This is a genomic window from Lewinella sp. 4G2 (assembly GCF_001625015.1).
Classification (GTDB): domain Bacteria; phylum Bacteroidota; class Bacteroidia; order Chitinophagales; family Saprospiraceae; genus Neolewinella.
Genome location: NZ_LVWJ02000014.1, coordinates 2,843,326 through 2,864,537 on the forward strand (window position 1 = coordinate 2,843,326; position 21,212 = coordinate 2,864,537).

14 protein-coding genes and 1 pseudogene are annotated in these 21,212 nt (G+C 53.8%); 7 read left to right on the forward strand and 8 right to left on the reverse strand.

Annotation, left to right across the window (positions count from 1 at the left end):
• Positions 1-314 precede the first annotated feature (314 nt).
• A complete protein-coding gene (locus A3850_RS11895) occupies positions 315-4,049 on the forward strand; it encodes a gliding motility-associated C-terminal domain-containing protein (RefSeq protein ID WP_082921776.1) in 3,735 nt (1,244 codons plus the stop codon).
• Here the strand turns inward: A3850_RS11895 and A3850_RS11900 are convergent.
• The 3 genes from A3850_RS11900 to A3850_RS11910 all read right to left on the reverse strand — a co-directional run bounded on the left by A3850_RS11900 (position 4,033) and on the right by A3850_RS11910 (position 7,252).
• Complete coding sequence (locus A3850_RS11900; RefSeq protein WP_068216769.1) at positions 4,033-5,652, reverse strand: cryptochrome/deoxyribodipyrimidine photo-lyase family protein; 1,620 nt, start codon at positions 5,650-5,652, stop codon at positions 4,033-4,035. The two genes, A3850_RS11895 and A3850_RS11900, sit on opposite strands and share 17 nt — an antisense overlap.
• Positions 5,653-5,751: 99 nt before the next feature.
• Positions 5,752-6,684 (reverse strand): MBL fold metallo-hydrolase, encoded by a 933-nt coding sequence (locus A3850_RS11905; protein ID WP_068216770.1) that lies wholly within the window; start codon positions 6,682-6,684, stop codon positions 5,752-5,754.
• Between the two features lie 25 nt (positions 6,685-6,709).
• Positions 6,710-7,252 carry a VOC family protein gene (locus A3850_RS11910; RefSeq protein WP_068216773.1) on the reverse strand — a complete coding sequence of 181 codons (543 nt, stop codon included), beginning with the start codon at positions 7,250-7,252 and terminating at the stop codon, positions 6,710-6,712.
• A gap of 22 nt (positions 7,253-7,274) precedes the next feature.
• Here A3850_RS11910 and A3850_RS11915 point away from each other — a divergent pair, with 22 nt between their 5' ends.
• A complete protein-coding gene (locus tag A3850_RS11915) occupies positions 7,275-7,856 on the forward strand; it encodes a TIGR00730 family Rossman fold protein (protein ID WP_068216775.1) in 582 nt (193 codons plus the stop codon).
• A 139-nt stretch (positions 7,857-7,995) separates the two neighbouring features.
• Positions 7,996-9,744: a T9SS type A sorting domain-containing protein gene (locus A3850_RS11920; RefSeq protein ID WP_197494043.1), complete on the forward strand. Its 1,749-nt coding sequence runs from the start codon at positions 7,996-7,998 to the stop codon at positions 9,742-9,744.
• A gap of 242 nt (positions 9,745-9,986) precedes the next feature.
• Here A3850_RS11920 and A3850_RS11925 read toward each other — a convergent pair whose 3' ends face one another.
• From A3850_RS11925 to A3850_RS11940, 4 genes are all read right to left on the reverse strand, one after another.
• Positions 9,987-10,763, reverse strand: a complete 777-nt coding sequence (locus A3850_RS11925) for a hypothetical protein (RefSeq protein ID WP_068216779.1) — start codon at positions 10,761-10,763, stop codon at positions 9,987-9,989.
• A gap of 12 nt (positions 10,764-10,775) precedes the next feature.
• The gene (locus A3850_RS11930; RefSeq protein ID WP_068216781.1) at positions 10,776-11,417 is read right to left on the reverse strand and encodes a hypothetical protein; all 642 of its coding nucleotides are present in this window, start codon (positions 11,415-11,417) and stop codon (positions 10,776-10,778) included.
• A 25-nt stretch (positions 11,418-11,442) separates the two neighbouring features.
• On the reverse strand, positions 11,443-12,990 hold the full coding sequence (locus A3850_RS11935) for a hypothetical protein (protein WP_068216783.1): 1,548 nt from the start codon (positions 12,988-12,990) through the stop codon (positions 11,443-11,445).
• Positions 12,991-13,055: 65 nt separating this feature from the next.
• Positions 13,056-13,679, reverse strand: a complete 624-nt coding sequence (locus A3850_RS11940) for a hypothetical protein (RefSeq protein ID WP_068216785.1) — start codon at positions 13,677-13,679, stop codon at positions 13,056-13,058.
• Positions 13,680-13,922: 243 nt separating this feature from the next.
• Here A3850_RS11940 and A3850_RS11945 point away from each other — a divergent pair, with 243 nt between their 5' ends.
• Complete coding sequence (locus A3850_RS11945; RefSeq protein WP_068216786.1) at positions 13,923-15,677, forward strand: T9SS type A sorting domain-containing protein; 1,755 nt, start codon at positions 13,923-13,925, stop codon at positions 15,675-15,677.
• Positions 15,678-15,830: 153 nt separating this feature from the next.
• Here the strand turns inward: A3850_RS11945 and A3850_RS20600 are convergent.
• A pseudogene (locus A3850_RS20600) lies at positions 15,831-18,008 on the reverse strand (prolyl oligopeptidase family protein).
• 131 nt (positions 18,009-18,139) lie between these two features.
• Here A3850_RS20600 and A3850_RS11955 point away from each other — a divergent pair.
• The 3 genes from A3850_RS11955 (at position 18,140) to A3850_RS11965 (ending at position 21,188) form a co-directional block, all read left to right on the forward strand.
• A complete protein-coding gene (locus A3850_RS11955) occupies positions 18,140-18,943 on the forward strand; it encodes an ankyrin repeat domain-containing protein (RefSeq protein ID WP_068216788.1) in 804 nt (267 codons plus the stop codon).
• Positions 18,944-19,004: 61 nt separating this feature from the next.
• Complete coding sequence (locus tag A3850_RS11960; RefSeq protein ID WP_068216790.1) at positions 19,005-20,138, forward strand: hypothetical protein; 1,134 nt, start codon at positions 19,005-19,007, stop codon at positions 20,136-20,138.
• Between the two features lie 24 nt (positions 20,139-20,162).
• Positions 20,163-21,188, forward strand: coding sequence for a nucleoside hydrolase (locus A3850_RS11965; protein ID WP_068216792.1), 1,026 nt, complete (start codon positions 20,163-20,165; stop codon positions 21,186-21,188).
• Positions 21,189-21,212 lie beyond the last annotated feature (24 nt).

Sequence of the window (21,212 nt, forward strand, 5' to 3'; positions counted from 1 at the left end):
TAGTTCGTGAACCAAGGTGTTTGTACGCCATTTGGTTGCCGGGCTATCGTTCAAGACTTATCATCATACGAGAGTTCTGTAAGATTTTTTCACACCTTTTTAGCTTTGATGCGGGCATCGGGGGGTCAATCCCGGTGCTCGCTTTTTCTATGGCCGGCGCGCGGACACCAGTTTCAGAATACGGTGGCCCTACATAATTTCTGGTCGCGTTTCGTAGTTTTGCACGCGTTATACCACTGCTGTCTTTCCAAATAGTCAACTACTTCAAACGAGTCTAATCACGCTGGCGGATTCCTGCCAGCTAAAATCATCGTATGCGGTTTGTTTTCTGTGTGTTGGCTGTATTTTTCTCCATTGGCCTTCAGGCTCAGGGGTTTAGCATTACGACGGAGGTTACGGATGCCACTTGTAGCGCCAACGGCCGGGTGGACATCACCGTGACCGGTGGGAGTGGTTCCTTTCAGTACGATCTGACGGGTGATTGCGGACCTGATTTTCAATCCTTGGACGAGGCCTTCTTTACTTCACTTCCCCCGTGTACCTACCTGCTAAGTGTAACTGATAGAGTATCCAGCATGACTGCGACCGCTACGGTTGTGGTAGGCAGTGCGAATGAGTTGCTTTCGGTAGCCACGGAATTCTCGGGCTGTGATGCGGTCGTATCGATCGAAGGTGGTTTGCCGCCCTACAACGTTTCCTACACTAATGATGGTGCTAACGAAGTTGATACCATGCTTTCCGCGTCACTTACAATTGGTGAGATTGGCGATGCGCGCATCGATGGTACCGTAATTGACGATTGCGGTAACTCCCGCCGGTTTACTCTAGACGGCAGAACTACGGCTGTCAGCCGGATCGGCATTGACCAAGAGGCGGATAGCATCCGCGTGACCTTTCAGGGTGGGGTAGGGCCGTTCACTTACGTCCTCACGAGTACCCTGGGCAGCTTTACAAGCGCCACTGGAAGGTTTCCCTACGAGGAGGTAGGTTGTTCGGCATCCGTTTCAATTCGGGGCGCCTGCCCTAATGCCGAAAGAGTTGAAGACATTACGCTGGAAAGCCGCGTTGGATTGAACTGCGTCAACTACGAGGAGGGCACCGCTACGGTATTTGTGGACCCACCCGGTGTACAGCCCTATACCTTTACCGTGGAGGCGGCGGGGCAGACAATTACCTCTAACTCTACCAGAATAAGCGGCATACCGGCGGGAGCAACCTCACTGATGGTAACGGCCACCGACGGTTGTGGAGAGGAGATACCGGGCGCCGTAAATACTACACCGCTACGCATCATCACACCGGAAGCGTTGGACGCCTGTAACGCGAATGAGCTTTCTATCCTTGCAGGAAGGACTTGCGCGGGGGATAATAAATACCCCATCGAGATCACCTGTGAGAGTTGCCCGGGTAGCCCCTCGCTCAGCCAGACTGAAGACGGGCAGATCCTCACTTTTATGGCGGGTACGGATGTCGGTAACTACGTGATCAGTTTTGAGGATGGTTGCGGCGATCGGCAACGTTGTACCGATTCCATTTTGCTGGAAGTCGTCCCTGCCTGCGACTCCCTCATCGCGAATGTTATCCAACTTTTTACCTGTGAGAACGGCTCCATCAGCCGTTCGCCCATCCAGGATCCATCCTTTGTTTATCAACTCAGGGACGCCACCGGTAGTATCGTTGAGGCAAGTAATACGACGGGGCGGTTCACAAATTTGAGTGACGGTGATTACACCGTGGAAGTAACCGGAGCCTGTTTAACCACAAGCAGTGACGTAACATTAGGAGTAGACCTTCCAATTGATCCAACCATCATTTTGGACCCTACGTACGCAGCTCAAACCAATGGAAGCTGCGGCGTACGCTACGGAGTAGAAGTGGAGCAATCAGAGGGGCCGTACGAACTGGTAAGCCTTGATGATCCATCGCTTCAGTTTTACTTGAATGACTTCGACCAGAGTGCCTGCCCCAACTTCAACGTTCCGCTGTTACTGCCTCCGGGAGATTACCGGCTGGTTTCTCTGAGTCGCTGTGGGGAAAAGCTGTTTACGCTGCCGGACCTCGTGGAAGATCGGATCAACAACATTGACGTCGTCTCTACTTGCCCCGGCGCTACGGAAATAGACGTCGACGCGCTGCTGCGAACGAGCCGGGAATGGCGCGAATACTTTGCCGATTTAGGCTTTCGCAGTCTGATCCGGGGCAACGAGGGGGATTACCTATTCGTCAATGGCCGCCGGTATTTTGGGGGAAGTATTACCAACCTGGCCCCCGGCGAGTACGAAGTGGTGGTTGGGCTAGGGTTCGGCCAAATTGAATGTGGCATCGATACGGCTACGGTGACGATTCCCGCCTACGAGCCCGTCAGCCTGGCCGTCAGTGGCAACTACATCTGCGAGGACGGAGGTGCATCACCTCTGCAAATACAGCCCCAAAATGGTAATGGGCCCTACTCTCTGCGGCGGATAGATTGTGCAAATACTTCCTCGATCATCAGTACTCAGTCATTAGTGGCGGGAGACATTGCCATGGTAGATACCGAAGGCGTAGGCACCTACTGCTTCGTGGTGGAAGACAACTGCGGCATTACCTCCGACTTCCAGGTAGAAGTGCGCAACCTAGCCGATCAGGTGCGGTTCGCGTATGATTGTTCCCCCGCGGTCATTTTACTTGCGGATACACTGGACGGCGTATTTACGTGGCTCGACGCGGAAGGGGCGCCCGTCGGGGTAGGCAACCAAGTTAGCGTTCCGCCAGCGACCGAAGACCGCACCTTCACCCTCGAAGTCCTCACCGATATCTGTACGCTAACCGCCGAAGTAGAAGTGCCAGGCCGGGCCATCCTCCCAGAATTAGCGATTGATGCTAGTGATGACGTCGTACAGTGTGGAGACGATCCGGTAACCGTCACCGCATCGGTGGATGCCAACTCTACGCTACAATGGGAGGGGCAAGCGATCAACGAAGACCAACTCTCGGTGACCGAGCCAGGTAGCTACCGCATTACCGCCACCAACGACTTGGCCTGTGCAGTGACTGACAGCGTCCTGGTGGTCCGGGTAGTAAAACCCAACCCAAGTATTGGCTTTAGCGAACTGGTTTGTCCCGGCACGCCGGCAAGGTTCGGCATCGAAACAACTCCCGGTGAAATGGCTAGCTGGATGCCAACGAATGAGTTGACGGATTCCATCACCGTAACGGAGGAGAATAATTACGTGGTGACCGTTGAGAACGAAGCGGGTTGCATCGGTCAGGATTCTATCCTTTTTGTCCCACCGCTACCCATCGAGTTTAGTGCTACCCCGGACTCCGTAAGCTGCTTCGGCCAGGAAGACGGTGCCCTTATCGTTGACGGGAATGGCGGAACCGGCACGCTCACCTACACGCTCGTAGGTGAAGGCCGCAATCTCGAAGCCCCCGCTCTCGACTTATCCGCCGGAACCTATACGCTGATGGTTCGCGACGAAAATGGCTGTGGACGGGATACTACCATCACAATCGGTACGCCAGATAGTACCGCCTTAGACGTTGGACCAGACGTTTACGCGGTCTTTGGTGACGAGGTATTCCTCAACCTGTTCAACAATCTGGATTCCGTAATCGCCATTTCGCTCTCGCCCCTAATCCTTGACGCGGAACTCACCGACGAAACCATTCGCTTTCGCGGAACGGAGAGCGTCGATTTGCTCGTTACCCTACTCGATACCCGGGGCTGCCCCGCATCGGACTCCGTCCGCATCATCGTGGATCGTCAGCTCAAGTTGTACGCTCCTACGGCCTTCTCCCCGAACGGGGATGGTGTCAACGACCGGTTCACTTTGCAAGGAACGTCCGACGTAGCTACGATCTCCAGCTTGCGCGTCTTTGACCGTTGGGGCTCGCAGGTGTTTTCAGCTACGGATGTGGCGCCTAACGACCTTGGGGCGGGATGGGATGGCAATGGTCCTGACCGCCGACCCCTCAATCCCGCCACATTTGTCTGGCAGGCGGAGGTTGTTTTCTTTGATGGATCCGAGCGGGTATTCAGCGGAGCGGTTAGCTTGTTGCGGTAGCCTTGGCCACCTTCTTTTTGCGGGGTTTACGTGGCCCCTTGCGGCTTCCGTGTTTGGCGAATACCTTTTCGGTGATCTCGCGTCCGCCGGGCTGAAATTTGAGGTCACCAATGATTTTGCGGTAAGCCTTTACACGTTCGGTGCGGTCGACCACTGCCGGCGGGTACTCCCCTAAGCCAACCGTTAGGTCGCGTTTGGCAATTTCTTTGGCCGTGTAATCACGGAGTTCGGGGATCCACCGGTGCACAAATTCGGCGTCGGGGTCGTGGTCGGTAAATTGCTTTTCGGGGCTGTACGTGCGGAGGGTATTAATCCCTACCATGCCAGCCTGCATTTGCAGTTGGGCGAGGTGGATACCGGGTTCGTAATCCGTGTAGAGCTGGGCCATTGGTTTGTCGATCCTCCGGAAGTCCAGGTGGAGCATGTGGGCGGCGGTGCTCGTCAGCATGGCGCGCATTCGGAAATTGATGTAGCCCGTCACGGCCATGCAGCGGATGCAGGCATCGACCATCACGAAACCGGTGCGGCCGGTGATCCAGGCTTGGAAAAGTTCGTCGCTGTTCTCTAGTTGGAGGTCCCAGAAATTGGGGTTGAGTGGCCGGTGCTCCATCTCCACCTCCGTTTCCAGGCGCTGGCTGAAGTGGTCGCGCCAGTGCAGGCGGCTGAGGAAGGAGCGGAGGTTTTTGCGCCACGTCCCCGCATTCTCCAAGTCGCTGTCCTTTAGGGATTCGTAGTAAGTCTGCGTCCGTTGGTAGACGGTCCGCCCGGAGATCGTTCCCCAGGCCAGATGGACACTCAGTCGGCTACAGCGGTAGAAGGCGGTATTGGGGCTGGACATCCCCTTAGAGTAGTCCAGCGCTCGCTCCCGGTGAAAACTTCGGAGGGTGGTCTCCGCGCTCTGTTCCGATACCGGTTGCACGTACTGACGTTGCACCTGCGACAGCGCAAAATTGAAGTGCTCGGGTACGAGTGGCCCGTCGTGCGCATCCCCAAACAGTTCAACTTTGGGCATCCATTTATCAACTGGTAAGGTCTGAGTTAATTTTTGCGTCTTGACGGGCGCCGGAAGGGCAAGTAATAATTTGTACTCATCCAGAATTTTCACGTTTTGAAGATCTGGAATTGGGAGCAGTTCACCACGGTAGAATTGCTCCCAGTCCTTATGCCGCTTATCCCGATCTACGGGGCCGCGTAAGACGCCCGTTTGCTGGTGTTCCTCCCAAGTGACGCCCCTTTCTTGGCACCATTTACTGACGGCCTTATCGCGATCATAGGTCCGATTATTGCCCGTTTCGAAGTGGCTGACGAGGGCCGTAAACGGCTTGGCTGCGTAGAGTAGATCGAGCGTTTCAATAACTTCCCGATGGCTAAAACCCAACTGCGCTTCACCATTTTGGCGCTCACGCAGGTGCCGGGTTAAGCCGTTAAACGCGTCGCACTGGGCGTGGACGTGGAAGACACTCGTTTCGGCCGCCACCAACGCGGAGGGTTCAAGAATGAAGAGGGGAGTGACCGTGTCGTAGCCAGAAATGGCCGCGGTAAGTGCAGGATTATCCGCCAGGCGGAAGTCGCGTTTGAGCCAGTAAATTGCGTGAGTTGCCATGCTATTGAAAGCGCGGCCAGCCGCCGGGTGTTCTGTTTTGGCGTGACAGGGCGGCGTCAACAGGACGTTGCCGTCACTTTAATGCCAGAGCTATTCGATCTAACTTTTTTCCGCCATCAAGGCACCGTAGGTTACCTCCAAGTTGACACCCCGTAACCGCTCCCCAAACTTCCATTCCCGAGCGCCGGGGATGGTTTCCGTTTTGGCCTTTAGGTCTTCGAGTGAGGTACCTTTTTTGATCTCTTTGCGTACGTAGTTCCGTAATTTCTTCAGGTAGTTTTCGAAGGCCTTGATGTCGGAAGCCGTTCCGAAAACGGGGTAGCCATCCGCTGCGTGGCCGAAGATGTAGATGGTGTTGCGATCGTAATGCGTACGGATCTTTTTCATGACCACCGGCCAGTTCAGAATATCGCCGCCGGCGCCCGGATCGATGTAGGGGAAGCGGCGGTTAAACAGCAGGTCGCCCAGGTGAGCCACGTTGGCATTCTCAAAGTGGACGACCGCATCCCCCCCAGTGTGGGCTGCCCCGAAGTGGCGCAAGGAAACGGTCTCCTTACCGTCGGGCAGGTTGGTGGACCAGCTTTCGCCGAAGGTCGTTTTGGGAAGCGGCAGCTCGGCTTTTTCGTCCTTTTTAGCGAGGTTCTCGATTAGATTCTGTTTGGCGCGTTCGTGGGCCACGTACTGGGTGGCGAGGGGTGCGATCACGCCGTTTCCGCCGGTATGGTCACCGTGGTGATGGGTATTGGCGAGGAGCGAAAACTGCGTGAGCCGCCCCTGCTCGCGGAGGGTTTCGAGGAGGGCCGTAGCCTGATCCGGGAACTGGGTGTCCACCACCACGCCGCCTTCGGGTTGGCCGCCCGGTAGGTAGAGGCCGATGGTGCCCCCACGATTGGTGTAGTAGCCAACGTTCCCGCGGATAAGTTGGTAATCACCCGCCAGTTCCGGACGAAAGGTATTGGCGAACAACTCCAGGCCGGAGGTGGCCAGGGCGGCGGTAGCGAGGCTGGTTTTTAGAAAATTTCGACGGTGCATGGGGTGGGTTATTGGTAGGGTAAAGTTACGCCTCGCCACTCTGCTGTCCTCGTTCAAAAGCGATGACGTCGGCCAGCGACTGTTCGTGGAACTTAACACTGAGGCCGTCGGGGAGGCGTAACCGAAGGTCGGGATTGATGGATTTATTGAGCCCTTTCCGGTCGATGTACGTAGCAGGAAACCCAAGGTGATCGGTCAGACGCCATTCGAAATCAGCGAGGGGAGTATCGATTACAAACTCCACGTGCTCGTACCCGGAAGGGTAGGCGCTACCTGGTTTGGGGGCGGGCAATTCCAGGACCTCGATTGAGCGCCCGCGAAAGGTAATGGGATCCGAAAGCCGAAAGACGGCAATCGGTCGGCCGCCGATTTGACTCTCCGTCAGCAACTCATTCTCTAATAGCAATGCGTCGCGTAACGCAACGTATTCCTCCCAATCACCGACGCGATAACAGAGGTGGTCGAGCTCGAATCCGTCGAATTGTCCGGGTACTTTTTCGAGGGCAGCGAACAGTTGGGTGAGGAAATTTTGCGGGTCGGGGAGGGACATATTGGGCGGGGCGTTCATCTTTACGGCAAATCTACACCGTATGTCCCAACGCAAATCCATCGCCATCTTTTGTGGTTCCTCTTCCGGAAGTGACCCCGCCTACGTCGCCGCCGCTCACGAGATGGGGCGGGCCATCGCCGAGCGGGGCTACCGGTTGGTGTACGGCGCCGGCTCCGTCGGCCTTATGGGCGAAGTCGCCGACGAAGTGCTACGGCAGGGTGGGGAAGTGCTGGGTGTGATCCCCCAATTCCTCGTCGATATGGAAGTCGGCCACGATGGTCTGACGGAACTCATCGTCACCGAAACCATGCACGAACGCAAACTCGCCATGGCCGAGGCCGCCGACGGTTTCATCGCCATGCCCGGCGGGGTAGGGACGCTCGAAGAGATCATCGAGGTACTCACCTGGACGCAGCTGGGCGTCCACGATAAACAGTGCGGCCTGTACGACGTGAAGGGCTACTACGACCACCTTGTCCGCTTCCTCGAACACGCCGTAGACCAGCGTTTTCTCAAGGCCAGTCAGGCCGCCTTACTCCACCGGGGCGCTGACGCAGGTGCGTTGCTGGAGACGGTTTTAGAGAGTGGTGGGGTTGTTTATGAGGGGAAGTGGGTTGGGTAGCAATAAATATTATTTTTATTTAGAGGATATGTATTGAATAGCGTAATTTGACAAAGCCAGCCGATTGCTTAACACGATGCTCCATAAGATGCATAAGCCAGCGGAAAACTCAACTATCACCTACCTAAAACCCTCACTAATGATGAACAGATTACAGTCTTTTGTTTCCGCTTTTTGCCTCTCTCTCCTTTTACCTTTTGGCGCAATTGGCCAAAGTTGTGGGGCTACGCCACTTACTACCAGCTTTGAAACATCTTTCGTTCGCGCTCTATATTCAACTGGTGGTGATATGTGGTACACCGGATTGGAGGAAGCTTATTTTGTAACTGACCCTTCCAGTCGTCGAAACTTCGCGATCATGTTCGCTGGCGGCCTTTGGTTGGGGGCGAAAGACCCCGGTGGCAACCTAAAAGTTTCTGCCCAGACGTACGGTAGAAATAGTTTTGATTTTGACTACCGACCTGGACCATTGAACGTAGACGGAACTGAATTTGAAAACTGTGAGGATTGGGTTTTGCCATTCAAAATTACCCGAGAGGAGATATTGGAATATCAGAATCGGCTTAATTTGCCCGAGCCTCTTGCTCCAGAAATGATCGTAGATAATATTCTAGGTTGGCCGGGCCAGGGTAATCCATACTTCTTTGGTATTCACGGCCATAATCTACCGGATACTCCCAATGGATTAGCACCCTTCCACGATGAGGATCTTGACGGAATTTATGACCCAACGCGGGGTGATTATCCTCTATTCTGTGGGGATCTGGCCAGCTGGTCCGTCTTTCATGATGCGGTACCCAATCAAGATAGTAACTCACCCGCTAGTTTAGAAATGGAGATTCATCAGCTGGTGTACGCCACTAATTTTTCTGGAAGCCCTCTTAATACTACCACATTTCATGAGTACACCTTCATTAATCGTGGCCAGGAAGACTTAATTGATCTACACGTTGGGCAGTGGATGGATTTCGACTTAGGCTGCCCGAGCAATGATCGTTTTAATTCAGTGCCTGAGAATAATCTGTTTTACTATTACAATGATTCTGCAATCGAAACGCAGCAATGTTTTCAGATAGGTTCTACAACTACTGGCACAACCAGACCAGTGACGATTGTGCAAATCCTAGATGGTCTAAAAGCTTATAATTCGGATTCTTCGGAAGTTGTGAACCGAGGTATGTCCAGTATTTCAGGGTACGGTAATGAAGGTTTCTCTACAACGCCAGTAGGTGCTGGACCTGCGCGTAATCCTACCCAGTATTACAACTTACTCACCGGAAAGTGGTCCGGAGGTGAACCGATCACGAGGGGAGGGCTAGGTTTTCAAACGGAAGGGGATACGACTCGGTTTGCCTACGATGGAGGGCTGGACGCCAATGGCGTTCCGTGGCGCAATTGTAATCAACCAGATGGGAATATTACTATTGATCCTCGCGTAGTGATGAGTAGCGGTCCGGTAATCATGTCCCCGGGTACTTCAAACTCTCTCACGATTGCCGTGACTACAACGTTCAGAAATAACTATGATGGAGAGTGCCCAGACGAAGGACCTATCGTTCGATTAGCAGGAGTGGTGAAAAGAGTTTTTGATGAATTTTGCGCAAGTTCTATCTCTACGAGCGCCGACCCCCAACCCGCCACAGTCCTCCAACTATCCGTATACCCAAACCCTACCCACGGGCGAATTAATTTCGATCTACCGGTGGGCAGCTCCATCCAGTCCCTGCAATTATTCAATGCTGCCGGGCAACGCGTCGCAACGATGCAAGGGAACGGGCCAACGTTGAGTTACGATACTAAGGCGAATGGCTTGCCGGCGGGGCTGTATCATTACCTGGTAAGGACTGGAGATGGGCGGTCTGGTAGTGGACGGGTGGTTGTTCGGTAGGGGGGTAGTTAGGATCTAGGCGAGAGCCGCATTGACTGCTTTGAATTGGTCTCCTTGCTTTATGGATGCCAAAACTCATCCTTTCCAGTTCCCTTATTGGAGAGGGCTTGAGTTAGTCTAAGGGCTCCGGAAGTAACGCTTCTTCTACCCGCCCTAAGCTGCAAATAAGCAAAAAGGACACCAGGGGTTTATAAACATAGGCTGTCCGTAGCATTACTCTCCGGATTTCTGGGGTACTGCCGCTAATCTGGCAAGATAAACCTTCCCCTAACCGTGCGCTCAAAAGTGTTGGGCCTTTGACCTAGGGGTATCGAACAGAAAGCTATTTCAGTGCCGCCCTCTACTCTGCTTACGTAGACGTCCTGAAATTCTCGTGTATTGAAGAAATTGGTCCCTACCACGGTAACGGTAACAAATTTACCACGTGGGTCGTCACGCAGGAGAAAGTCATCGTCGGTGGTCTGGAAAATCCCATTGGTTGGCTTTCGGGGGAATTCGAATGTCATATAATTTCTATCACAGTTGGCAGTAATGACATACAGTTCGCCATTCCTATCGAGAGCCCCAGTTACTGAAGGAGCGTTTCCGTTGCAATCAAAGGGGCTAAAATTGCTTCTTATAGAGTTATTAGCCAACGTACAGGGCAGCTCGAAGACAGGGGAGATGAGGTTAAAGGCAATTTCTTCGCTGGTGCCATAAAGCTCATCCGTAGCTACGATGATTCGTAGGAAATTGTCTCCGTCATCAGGGCCAGTGAAAAGTACACGGTTTTCTCCCGTCGCGGGGAGAATAATTTGTCGGAAGGTGGAGTAAGACTGAGTGGGTTTGCGATACTCAACGGTTATAATTTGCACCTCTTCCGACGTGCCAGGATCATACGTGAGTAAGACGCCGTCATCCGTATTTTCAACGGAAGTAATGGTTGGGACGGGTGGAGCGTAGCCATCCGAAAAGTAGCCGCAACTGGAAATAAGAAGAAGGGCAAAAAGAACGGATAGGGTAGTGTAAAAGGATTTCATGGGGAAAGGGGCTTAAAATAGGTAAGTGAAACCGAGGCCAGTGTTCCAGAAGGCAAAAGTGGATAGTCCGTATGTATACCCATAGGTGCGTACCACGTTGGCGTAAAAGGTGTATTTCCCGTCTGACAAATATTCTAAACCACCGCCTATACCGGCTGAAGCACCCATATCACCGCCCGTTAAACTTTCATCTGCCCCAGCGCTAAGGACATTTTCTGCGAAGTAGCCAATCTTACCTTGTAACTCCACGATCCCATAGGGTCTGAAAACGCTTTTACGCCATGGCCGAACCAAAGCTTGGCCACCCATGACCACGTAACCAGCAAATTCGTTGATCTCCCGCGTACCAACAAATATGTCATTGTCATTAGTATTGGTTAGAGGATCCCTGCCAACGTAGTACCCAATATTGACCGTGTCTTCTTGCGGAATGAAGTATTCAACGCCCACAAAACCGCGGCGTTGGAAAAGTTGATCCGTATCTCCGAAGGATCGCGTCAGGCGGAGGCTCGGGCTGGCATTGAAGCGGTACCCTAAGTTGCCCGTGGGTTTATTGATGCCGAGTTCTAACCCCCACTCATTCTGACCTTCGGCGGATGAGGACAGGCCAATGAGAAGCCCGAAGGCTAGAAAAAAATTAACAAAGTACCGCATGGTATAGCGAATTATATGTTGGGTGTTATTGAAGCTCGATTCGGTGAATAGCCGCCTTGTTCTTCCCAATAAAATTGTACGTGTAAATCCGTGATTTGTCCTCACTAAGTGTAGCGGTCAATGGGTAAATCATGTTGCGCTGCCCGCCTTTTTCACCATAAACGAGGTGTTCGCGCGGTGTACCGTCCGGTGTGATGGTAACTAAGCGGCCGCAGGTGACGCTCATAGGATGAGCTTTATAAGGTTCTTTAGAAAATCGGTTGCGGTTTTTTGGGGTGTCAACAAAGGAAAGGTAAAGAGCTCCATCGACGGCTGACACCTTAACCGTGTTCAAGCCTAACGACCAGGGCGCGTAGGTTGCGTGCATTGGGATCGTTTGAATATAGTTTACTTCGCCATCGGGTAATACGTGGGCTGCGGTAATATTTTTAGCGGTGTAAATATTATAAATTCTATTGCCGGACGTTACTTCTTGCGAATATCTCTGCAGGCCGAGGATAAACATGCTGCCATCGGGTTCGTGGATGAGATGATTTGGTCTAAGCCAATCCGTAAGGTCTTCTAAATCATCAGCGTTACCATCCCCTCCATTAGATTTTTTTAATCCGTAGCCGCTTTCGGATAATGCAAAGGGAATAATTATCTCCTTCGTTTTTTCAGTTGTTGCCAGGTCAAAGTCCATGACGTAATAACCAAGCGAAGTATTGGGTCCGTAGGCTCCATATATTGTCAGGGTGTTTTTTTCATCATTTACACTCCATATGCCACTTCGTTTATCCCCCCGGTCTAATTTATATGGAGTTCGACTCGGAGTAGAGCCATCCTTATAGATTTGGTAAATCACCTCGATGCCTTTCGGATTTTTGTTGCGTGCTGTCTTTTCTGCTTCTTCCTTCAGGTACATTACGATGGTGCCATCGTTTTTGAGTATTTCTACGCCAAGCCTTAGTTCGCCACTGGGGCTTACGGGGAGGTCTGGTTCAAGAGTGGTGGTTACCTTGAGATCGTTGTCAAAATGCTCAATGATGACTTTTCCGTTTTCATTTTTTTTCTCTGGATCATAGATGGTCTGAACGGCGAGTAATGATTCATTATCCGATGTCAATACTTTCCAAGTACCATTTGCTTTACCCTTTAATCCGGGTAATTTTGACATCAGTTTCAGCTTGCCTTTTGGTTTAAGGCTAACCGTATCGTATTCTTGGCCAAAGAGGTATGCAGTTTTGTCTTTCTTGTTGAAGAAGTAGCTGAATATGTAGAGACCGCCATTGAAAATTTTCGTATTGTGATAGGACATCGGTTTGCCCTCGTACTCAAACGTTATTGGAACAGAGGTGCCATCTCCAGTTTTATCATCGTATTTTATGAGCGTGTAACCTTTACCAACTTTTTTATTGTTTAGATTAACGGTGACGATAAACCGCGCATCTCCAAGTTCTAAAGTATTAGTTCTCGGATAACTAATTCCTTGCACTTCAAATGGCGCACTTCGCTTTGAGGTTAGCCTTTCAGCCTGCCCAAAAGATGAAGAGACTGTTGTCAACAGGATTAGCATGGTTAAAAAGAAGCGCATAAACGATAGGAGTTTAATGAAGTTATGGTTGTTTGGCAAAGGTTAAAATTTAAGATCCTTGCGCACTAAAATTCGTACCCGGCGCGGACCAACACCAGGCCTGCGACATTAAAGGGCTCATCGTCTTGAGTGAGCCTTGCGTATTCGATCTTAAATTCATCGCTGTGGATTACAAAGGCGGACGCAATTTCCCCCTCCAAAAAAGCACGGCCCCCTAGCGGTAGCCGGTAACCGTAGCTTAAGGAGAACGTGGATACGTTTAAGCCATCCCGACCAAATGCATCAAAGCTTTGGTTGATGTAACTGATAGTGTTAAAAGTGCCTCGGTTCCCCTGCTTGTGGTACCATCGGGCATCAATTTGGAAGGTAAATCCGCCGTCAGTCTCCCATGGGTAAAGGTCCTCATCCTCGAAGCCAAATACAAGCTGGTCCAATATATTCGGTTGATAATCTCCAATCCTCGGTCCAACCAATAGGGCTATCGAGCCGAGCCCGCCTACGTAGTATTCAAAGCCCACCAAAGCTTCACCGGTGTAGATACTGGTAAGGTCCACTTTAGCGGCACCAAACGCATTGGCTACGGTGCCATCGTCAAAAACATCGTCAAAGTCGTCCTGAGCGGAAAGGGTAGGGTTGGCGCTAAGCAATAGAGCAAGCAGGGCAAAAAGCCCGGCGTAACGTAGTTTCATTTTGGGGTAGGGGTTTATTTCGCGGTAAATGTAACACTTCTTTCACGGGGTGGCAGTTGATGTGGTACCACGTAAAGAAGAGTGGTGCATTTCGCATTTTGCTGGTCTAAGATTCAATAACCAGCTGAAAATAGCTTGTTGAAATTTAGTCGCCCAGAGTACTTGACAAATAATCCAAGTCACAATTGCCTCTATCCTCGATATCTTGAGATCACCCGTTATATCAAAACACCCATTAATTAAATGCACCCCCAAAAACTCCTCCTCCTCCCCCTAACCGCACTCTGTCTCTACCTCGCACCCGCGGCAGCGCAAAATTGTGAGCCTGGAACGACGAGTAACGATTCCCTGAAAAATAACCATCTGGAAATTACCGTAGGGCAAGCCGGGGAACTCTTCCCAACCGGCGAAAACGGTGGCTTTATCGTAAACCCTACGGCGGAAAACACCGTGCCCTACAACGTCATGAGCCGGGCGGGGCTCTGGATCGGGGCGCGGGACGCCGCTGGAGCATTACAAGTCTCGTCGGTAACCTACGGGCCATTCAACGATAACCGGAATTTCCAGCCAGGACCGGTGTACGATGACCCCACCCAGACCGCCGCAAATTGTGGCTTTTGGAATCGCCACTTTAAAGTGTCCCAGGATGAAATCACGGCCGTGCGCCGGTCCTTTTTGGCCGGGACGCTGCGACGCGAGGACGTCCCCACGAACATCCTCGGCTGGCCCGCTACCGAAAATCCGTACTTCGAAGAAACCTGGGGCGCCTCCCTGCCCGACGCAACGACCGGAATGGCGCCCTTCTATGATGAAGATCTGGACGGCATCTACGACCCCCTCGCCGGCGACTACCCGGATTTCTGCGGTGGCCAGGCCCTCTACAGCGTCTTCAACGACATGACGCTGCGCACGGGAAATGATACTCCACCGCTGGGAATTGAGGTCCACCAACTCGTACGGATCACTGAGGGGCGGGACGATATTTTCGCGCAAACCGTACTGGTCGATTACTTGATTGTCAACAAGTCCCTGGAAACTAAACTTGACCTCCACGCCGGGCTCTGGATCGATCCCGACCTCGGCTGTTTTAATAACGACCTGGCCAGCACCCTGCCCGCCGAAAACCTCCTCTACGTCTACAACGATTCCCCCGACGAAGGCACCAGCTGCCCCAGCGGCCTCACCCCCACGGGCGTAGATGCCCCGGCGCTGGTGGTAAAAATGCTTAGCGGATTCATCACGCCCGTTTTTGATGACGACGGTTTCCTCATTGGCGAAGAAGACCTTCAACTAACCTCACTCGCGGGCTACATCAGCGCCGCTTTCGGCAGCCCGCCGCCGGGAATGCTCCTCCTCAACACGCCGGAACGACAGTACAATGTCCTGCGCGGCAGCTGGCCCGACGGCTCATCCATCGGCCGCAGTGGCAACGGGTTCGATAACCAGGGCGCCCCCACCAGCTACCTGTACGACGGTGGCGACACCCCCGCGGGAACCCCCTGGAAAGGCTGCGCCCCCAACGATTTTTTCCTCGACCACCGTTACCTCGCAGCTTCAGGGCCCACATTCGTGGAGCCCGGCGGCGTAAAAACCCTCTCCTTCGCCCTGGCGGTAACGAAAGGGGTAGAATACGCGAATGATTGCCCCGTGGAGGATCAAATCTTGGAGGTCTCCTCCGCCCTCGAAGGAATCGGAGAAGCCTTCCGTACCTGCGAACTCCCCGTCAGCACCAACACCGACGTCGTTTTGGCCAATACCAAACTCCGCGTCTTCCCCAACCCAACCCGCAACCGCCTCAACTTCGAACTCCCCCAAGACGAGAAAATAAAACGCCTCACCCTCTACACCGCCACCGGCCAACGACTAGTGACAAATGCACCCAGCGAAAACTTCCTAAGTATCGACCTCTCCACCCACCAACTCCCCGCCGGCCTCCTCATCTACCACCTCCAAACGGAAGGCGGCGAAGTAAAAACCGGCAAGGTGGTACTGCTATGAGGCGGTATTTGACACAAACGATCACGGTAGTGATCATCATGATAGCCCGGGATCAGTATTGACCGTAGGTCAAGACAGATCCCGGGCTAAGATCCCACGTCTTCCGGGCCAAGATCCCACGTCTAAAATCCAAAATCCAACCTCTAAAATCCCTCAATTCTCCACCCCATAAACCACCGGCGAGTCCGTCTCATAAAAGAAGAAGCTCCAAATATCTGCTTGCTCTTCAATCGTTTTCGAGATCGGCTTTCCGGCACCGTGGCCAGCATCTACGGCAACGCGAATTAGTACGGGATTGTCACCCGCGTGCGAAGCCTGCAACTTGGCGGCGTACTTAAAGGAGTGGGCGGGAACCACCCGGTCGTCGTGGTCCGCCGTCGTAACCATCGTGGAGGGGTACTTCGTGCCGGGCTCCAGGTTGTGAAGCGGAGAATAGCCCTTGAGGTATTCAAACATCTCGGGGTCGTCGGATTCGCTGCTGCCGTATTCGGGGATCCAGCCCTTGCCCACCGTGAATTTGTGGTACCGCAGCATGTCCATTACGCCCACCGCGGGGAAGGCGACGGCGAACAGATCGGGCCGTTGGGTCATGGCCGCACCCACCAGTAAGCCACCGTTGGAGCCACCGGCGATGCCTAATTTCTCCTTCCGTGTATAGTTTTCGGCGATCAGGTATTCACCGGCCGCGATGAAGTCGTCAAACACGTTCTGCTTGTTCTTCAGCATGCCACCCTGGTGCCAGGCTTCGCCGTATTCGCCGCCGCCGCGAAGGTTGGCCATCGCGTAAACCGCGCCGTTCTCAAGCATCGGGATGCGGAAGGTACTGAAGGATGGCGTCAGGCTGATGTTGAAACCACCGTAACCGTAGAGGTAAGTGGGGTTGTTGCCGTCCAGCTCCAGCCCTTTTTTGTGGACGATGAACATCGTCACCGGCGTGCCGTCCTTCGATTTGTAGGTGACCTGTTTCTCCACGAAATCCGCCGGATCGTAAGCTAGGGCGGGCTCGAAAAAGGGGCGGCTCTCGCCCGTCTCTACGTCGTATTCGAAAATGGTGTAGGGGTAGGTGAAACTGGTGAAGCCGTAGTACAACTTCTTCTCGTCTTTCTCCCCGCTGAAGCCGCCGGCGCTACCGAGGCCAGGTAGATCAATGGCTTTGCGGTTGCCACCGTCGAAGTCCATTTGGTAGTAGCGGTCCGTAGCTTTTTCGAGGTAGTTGGCGAAAAGTTGCCCGCCGCCGGTGCTCACGCTGGCGAGGAGGTTTTCGGTTTCGGGTAGGACGTCCGTCCACTTACTCGGGTCGTTCTCGTCGAGGTTCAGTTTAATCAGGCGGTAGTTTGGCGCGTCGATGTCGGTCCGTACCCAAAAGTCTTTACCCTCAGTGTGCACCACGCTGCTCTTGTTCGAGGTGCCGCCGAACAGCAGGGTTGGTTTGCCGGTCGGGACGTTCTTCCCATCCAGTTCAAAATAGTAAACCGAGTAGCCGTCCGTACCCGGGCTGGAGTAGAGAAGGAAGTAATCTTCCTCTTCCGTCGTGCCACCGGAATTGTAGTACGTGGGGTTCTCTCAGTCTTCGTAAACCAGTTTATCCGCGCTCTGCGGCGTGCCCAGTTTGTGGTAGTAGACGGAGTGGTTCAGGTTGTTGCCCTTCAGCGCTTCGCCTTCCTTCGGGGCGGGGTAGCGGCTGTAGAAAAAGCCGTCGCCGTACCACCCGGCGCTGGTGAATTTCACCCACTCCAGCTTGTCTTCCAGGTCGGTGTTCGTGGCCATTTCGCGCACGTAGATCGTCCCCCAGTCGGAGCCGGCTTCGCTGCGGCGGTACGCCATGTACTTGTTGTCCTTACTCGCGCCCAGGAGTCCAATGGCGGTCGTCCCCTCGTCGTTCAGCGTATTGGGGTCGATGAACACTTTTTCCTCCCCGGCCTCGCCTTCTTTGTAGTAGTAGACGGATTGGTTTTGCAGGCCGTCGTTCTTCGAGAAGATGTAATAGTCGCCCACTTTATTCGGCGCGCCGATCCGCGGGTAGTTGATCAGTTCTTCCATCCGCTCGGCGAAATCCTTGCGGAAGGGGATGTTCTCGAGGTAGCCAAACGTCGATTCGTTCTGGCTGGTCACCCAGGCTTTGGTGTCCTCGGCATTATCGTCTTCTAGCCAGCGGTATTCGTCGGTCACTTCCGTGCCGTGGTAGGTATCCACGTGGTCCACGGTCTTCGTTTCGGGGTAGGTGACGGCGATTTTGGGGTAGTTGGCGTCTTTGGTCATCAGGTCGTTTTGGGCGCTGTCGCAGGTGCAAAGGAAGAGGGCGAGCAGGGCGAAGGGAATAACGTGTTTCATCGTGGCGAGTTTTACGGGAAGGGGAGTTCGTGACGTAAGGTAGGAAGTAATCCGGAGGAAAGAACGCGTGAAGTAGCCGAGCGTTGGGTCCGCGGATTGGCCTAGTGTAGCTTGATAACTAGCTTTGCAAAATGTTGAAAATTACGTTCGCCATTTTGCTGGCCACCGTCTTACTAACCTGCGGGCAAACCGTTGAGGAATCCCAAAACCAGGAAGCCGAAGTCGAAGCCTATTCGACCGATACCCTCGAGCACATCCTGGAGATCGGTGGCTACGACGTCGCCCACCTGGAACTGTACGACGACGGCCTCTTCGATTTACCCCTCCAAAAAATGGGCCCCTCCCACGTAGCCTGGCTGGCCGCCCTGCGGTGCGATACCTTCCTGTTGCGGAAAACCCTCGAAGACGGAGCCAACCCGAACCTCCACATGGAAGGTTACTGGACCGTCGAAGAAGCCGCCATGTGCGACAACGGCGTCGACCTCATCCGCATCCTCGAAGCCCACGACGTTACGATCTACCGGGACCTCTCCGAAACCGAAGACGTCGAAAACGAACCCCTCGTTAACATCGCCCTCGTATCCGGCAACCTGGAAGTTGCGGATTACCTCCTCCGCAACGGCAGCACCCTCGACGAACGCGACCAACGCTACGGCCTCGGTTGTTCCGCCGCCCAGACCGCCAGGGATAGCGCAACGCTGGCCTTTCTCATCGAGCGCGGAGTCGACTACACGGAGCTCTGCAATTTCGACCGAAGTTTGCTCCACAACGCGGTGCAACACGGGGCCCACAATTTTGTGGACTACCTGCTCAAGAACAAGCTGATCGATCCTGACATTAGGGATGAGGACGGCGACACCGCTTACGACTACGCCGTCTACCAGGAAGACCAGGAAATGATGGACTTGCTGGAGACATATCTGCTGACGAACTAGCACTTTTGCCAGACTGGGTCAGCCGCTCATTCAACTCATCTACCTACGCGACGATAATTGTATGAAGCCTTACTTGCACTGTTGCCTTTACCTCGGTTTACTCCTGCTCCTTACCACCTGTACGGAAGAACAACCGCCCGCTCCGCTGGACCGGGTTGGACTGGACGATACCACTTCAGCCGAACCTTACGCTGCTTTGGAAGTCACTACCAACGGAGTGGAGGGGATCCTGATCAAGGTAGGGCGCGCTACAAAGGGTAGACCGGGGTACCAAATCGAGAATTTCGTTGAGTCCCGGTCGCGCGGTGCAGACTTCGCCACCGACCGAACCATCACTTCAGCTGAGCTGGATTTGATTGCCGCTCACCTCGATACCGTGCTTACTCAGCTAACTTCCCACGGCGAAATACCTCTCAGGACGTTTCTTGTCGTCAGCGCCGAATACGAACAGGCGGGTTTAGGAGAAACACTGCGAAGGGACCTGCAGACTCGCTACCCCAAACTCACCGTACAAACCCTGACCCCCGCGTTGGAAACCAAGGCCAACTACCTGTCCATGCTTGGCCGTACGGATGTACCCATCAACGATTTCGCTCTGGTGGACATTGGGTCCAACCACTCTATCTTCTCTACCTACGGCTATCCGGCTGATACCGAGGTGTCCGTGACCAGCTTGCCCTACGGAACGCGGTCCACTTACCGCATCGTCGACCCCTTGGGCGACCTGACTATCAACCGAGCAAGCCAGCGCACCCGCATCGAACGGCTGGTGCGAGATAGTGTGGACATCAAGGTGAAATCCATCCTCCGGCAGCCTGCCTTTACCCAACGGGAAAAGGTAATGCTGATGGGTGGTTTTGTCTACAAGATCATTCGGGTACTGGATATCCCCCTTACTGGACGGCCCATTGACTTTAGCCGTGGCAGCGACGCAGAGCTACCCGCTAAGTTTCGTGCCCTGCTCGAAGTCTCCGCACCCGAACTGAAAAGAGGACCCAACTACAGCCGGGAAGAAATGTTTGCCGCACTCGTCCTGCTGGAATCGATTATGGATGAGTACAACGACGGGCAATCCACCTACTTCTTCGAGCGCAAGACCTGGCTCCCGGGGCTCATCCTCCACAATGTGCTGGAGGGAACGGGTAGCCAGGAGCCGGTGGCCCAGGAAAACCCCGCCGCTACGGATTTGAACTAGTACTGGGGCAACGATATTGAAGTGGTGAATCAAAGCCAACTTACCATCAAGCGTACCCTCCCCGCTCTCCTCGCCATTGTTGTCGGTCTATTCACGATCGCGGGTATTGCCTACTTCTTCAACAATATCGTTGGTGATCGCTACGCCAGCACCGGTGACCGCGCGCCAGACGCCACTCAGGAGTACCTGATCGACGCCGACACGGCCAACGAGATTGATGACCTCTTCGCCATCGTAGGTGCCATTGCGCAGGACGATCGGGGTGAGACGGGCCCGGTACTCGCCGGCATTACCGCCGCCCAGTTCCACACTTCCCCGCTGGCGAGTGCAACCTCGGCCGACGAAAGCCAGGCCCTCAACGAGCGCATTGTTCGCCTAATGGGCAGGCCGGCCCTTCGAACGCTGGTGGGCAGCAACCGCCCCCTGGCCGATGCCAAAACACCTAATCGCTCCCCGGCGGCCACTTTCATTTTGGAGCGGGCCTCCCTGGCTTCCAAGCAAAACAAACTGCAGATCTTTGTCCTAGGCCCCTGCACCAACGTGGCGAGTGCACTGTTGCTCAATCCCAAAATCGCCGAAGTCATCCACGTCCGTTACCTCGGCTTTTGGTACAATGCTGAAACAGGAGTTTACGATAAGAAAGAATTCAACACGGGAAATGACTCCATCGCACTGAACCTCCTCCTTAATAACCCCAAACTGGAGTTCACGGTAATGACGGCCACCACCAGCGAAGCCCTGCAAATGAGCCGTGCCGATCTGAACGAACGCCTTCCCCAGGGACACCCCGTCACGAAAATGCTCCAACGGCGGTGGGATACCTTCGACCGCTGGTGGACGGACGAGGACGCCAACAAACAACACTGGACCATGTGGGACGTCGCCAGCCTCGAAGCCTGGTTCGAACCTGACCTAGCAACCTTATCTGAATTACCAGCCCCGGCTGATAATCTCGATCGAAACATCAAGGTGTACACCGCCATCGACTCCGCCGCCATGCTGGACCGCTACTTCAGCGTCGTCTCCGATTATCTCGAGACGGTAGAGTAGGGGACTGCCCACAACCGCCACGTG